At 45.1% G+C, this 2,698-nt stretch carries 3 protein-coding genes; 2 read left to right on the forward strand and 1 reads right to left on the reverse strand.

Features of this window, described 5'->3' with window-relative positions; genetic code table 11:
* Window positions 1-1,006, reverse strand: a 1,006-nt coding sequence (locus G463_RS0117140; RefSeq protein ID WP_035488008.1) for a glycosyltransferase family protein, incomplete at its 3' end; no start/stop codon positions are given.
* Window positions 1,007-1,627: 621 nt separating this feature from the next.
* Here G463_RS0117140 and G463_RS0117145 point away from each other — a divergent pair.
* Together G463_RS0117145 and G463_RS0117150 are read left to right on the forward strand one after the other, a co-directional pair.
* Window positions 1,628-2,014: a DUF4365 domain-containing protein gene (locus tag G463_RS0117145; protein ID WP_245575947.1), complete on the forward strand. Its 387-nt coding sequence runs from the start codon at window positions 1,628-1,630 to the stop codon at window positions 2,012-2,014.
* A gap of 33 nt (window positions 2,015-2,047) precedes the next feature.
* Window positions 2,048-2,584 carry a hypothetical protein gene (locus tag G463_RS0117150; RefSeq protein ID WP_026976106.1) on the forward strand — a complete coding sequence of 179 codons (537 nt, stop codon included), beginning with the start codon at window positions 2,048-2,050 and terminating at the stop codon, window positions 2,582-2,584.
* Window positions 2,585-2,698 lie beyond the last annotated feature (114 nt).

Here is a 2,698-nt window from a genome sequence, read left to right on the forward strand (position 1 = left end):
TTCCTTTCTCATCCGTTATACCTAAAATTCTCTTCCCTGCTCCTAAATAGTCCACAAGCTTAGATGCCAAAAAAGGATTGATACCAGTCTTGGAAGGAGCATCGATCAACAAGAGAACATCGCTCTTTGTCATCAGGTTGAGACTTTCGAAGTACGTTACTCTACTGCGGGTAATCGTCACGGGTGACTTATCAACCATGCCAGCAAATTTGGATTCAATGTTGCCATAAAAACTGACCTTTACATGATTCAGGAGAGTTGGAGTCGTACGAGCAATATGTTCTAATGCCTTGATAAATGGCTCTGGCGAGCGCCCCCCGTAAAAGTCGCCAAAATATGCAAAGGAAACGGTAGACGATGTGTCGATGGTCTTTTCATGCGTGTCTTGACTGTAGAGCTCGGGAACATAGTGGTGCGGTAATATGGTTGATTTGCCCCTTATGTTAAGAGTCGTGTACGCATGGTCGTATAGGTCCAAGATTTCTTCCGTTGGGAAAACCAAGAAATCGGCATGGCGGACTACTTGTTCCTCCCAATGGGCATCAAATGCTTTACGGATGAAGGTATGATTCGTGTGATACGGATTTCTCGTCCATGGATCGCTAAATTGTGCAACCCAAGGCTTTTGAGTCTGTTGTTTCAGTTTGTGAGCAAAAATATGACTTGCCCCTGGGTGAGAACGACTGTAGATCACATCGTAATCAACAGATTCAAGTCGTCCGAAGTACGCCCAAAGATATTCCTCATCTGATACTATCCCCAGTGCTTTGTCGGTCAGCTTTCTGAAGAAATGGTTTGTAGGTTTGAACGTTGGTGTTCTAAAGACTTGAATATTCGACGGTAGTGTCATGTGAGGGTCGACTCTTGAATTGTCTGCTAAAGTCGTAGTTAGAACTTTCATCTGGAAGTGGGAAGACATTTCGCCCAACGTCTTCCACACCAATATTGATTCAGCGTTAATCAGTGGCGGAGCAAAATAAGAAACCAAGAGAACCGTCTTAGGCATCACAAATACCCGCCCCACAAATTATTTCAAATACCGTTTTTCACATACTACACCGAAACCGAAGGAATTGTCACCAGAAATTGTTGAACTACAGGAGGCTAATACACAATAAGAACATCCCATTCAAGCTGCATAAATATTGAAACACGGTATATTGTAACACCGCGTGTCACTGAAATTTTAAATTGCGGAAACAGCCATATCAGTGGATTCGTACCTGACTCATACGTTAGAGGGACTCCGATGTGAGTCCCCTTTTTGTTTAAGGCAATACGCAATCGGAAATGGAACACATAATGTTTCTGTAAACTGATACAAAAATGTTTACATCCATTGAATCATTTCCGTTTCCTTCCCCATGCCATCCGATGCACAGGGGCGGGCAGGCCGATTGAGTCATGTTTCACAGTAAGGAATGTCCAGTAGGCGTTACAAACTAAAACCTATGCCCTACGTCGTTTCGCGAAGCGCCCCCATTCTCTTCCTCGATAGCGTATAATGTGGCTATCCACTGACAAACGAGGTGTCATCATGCCAAACACGAACTGGAACAACCTGTCCCCTCTTCAGCTGGGTAGATACGCTGAATAATTCGCTAAAATGGAGTTCGCGTCATATGGGTTGGAGGTTTATACACCTGAAGTTGATGACCATGGTGTTGATTTCATTGTCAGGGACAAAAATGGACGGTTCTGCGAGATTCAGGTAAAATCACTGCGAGGAAAGGGATATGTATTTACGCCGAAAAGCAAGTTCGACATTACAAACAAGAATTTGTATCTCACCCTGCTGATATTTGAATCTGGCAAACTCCCCGACATCTTCTTAATCCCGACGCAGGCATGGGAAGTTCCGAACGACGAAGTTTTTGTGGACAGGGATTATGACAAACCAGGGCAAAAGAGTAAGCCTGAGTACGCGATCAATATCTCTCGACGCAACTATGACATCCTGGAGATATTCAAGTTCGAGGATACAATCAAGGATTTCATTGGAGGGCAACGATAACTATCGCGTTTGAGAGGAGGAAGATTGGGGGTCATGATGAGGAGAATTTGGACTGTATCCATGGTTTGTTCCCTTGCGCTCACGGGGTGCTCCATTGGCTCCAGACCTGCGCCGAAGTCAAATGACTACACGGTGTCGTTTTCCCTGGACAACCGTTCGCCCTTCCTGACGGCTCCTAAGGAGCAATATCAAGCCCAGTTTAATGTCCACGTCTCCAAGTGGAATCAAGACTATAATAAAAAGAACTGTGAAGTGTTCCTGATCGTGACCGATAAAACTGCTTCAGTTGTTGACCTGGAAACCGACAATGCCAACAACTTTGCTTATGGCGGCTGGTTCAATCTGAACGTTGAAAACCCTGCATTAAAATCACTTGACTTACAGCCGATTTCAACCCAAGGTGTCCCAAACAACTGGTTCAATGTGGTTAACGGCACCCAAGCGACGGCAAGGTTTATAGCACGAACCAACAAGCCAGTAGCCCCCACTGATTGGCGCTTCGTAATCTTGGCGATTCAATATGACGGTGGGAACGTCAAGGTGTTATGGACGAAAGTGGTTGCGGATTAGCCCCCGTAGATTGGACATAGCTCCTGTTTTCTAGTGTTTCCTTAGACTTTCACGAGGCGACTTGGTTGTAGTCCGGTCGCGTAATGCTGTTTGTTAAATTCAGCTGGAGGTAGG

Source organism: Alicyclobacillus contaminans DSM 17975 (genome assembly GCF_000429525.1).
In the GTDB taxonomy this organism is placed as follows: domain Bacteria; phylum Bacillota; class Bacilli; order Alicyclobacillales; family Alicyclobacillaceae; genus Alicyclobacillus_A; species Alicyclobacillus_A contaminans.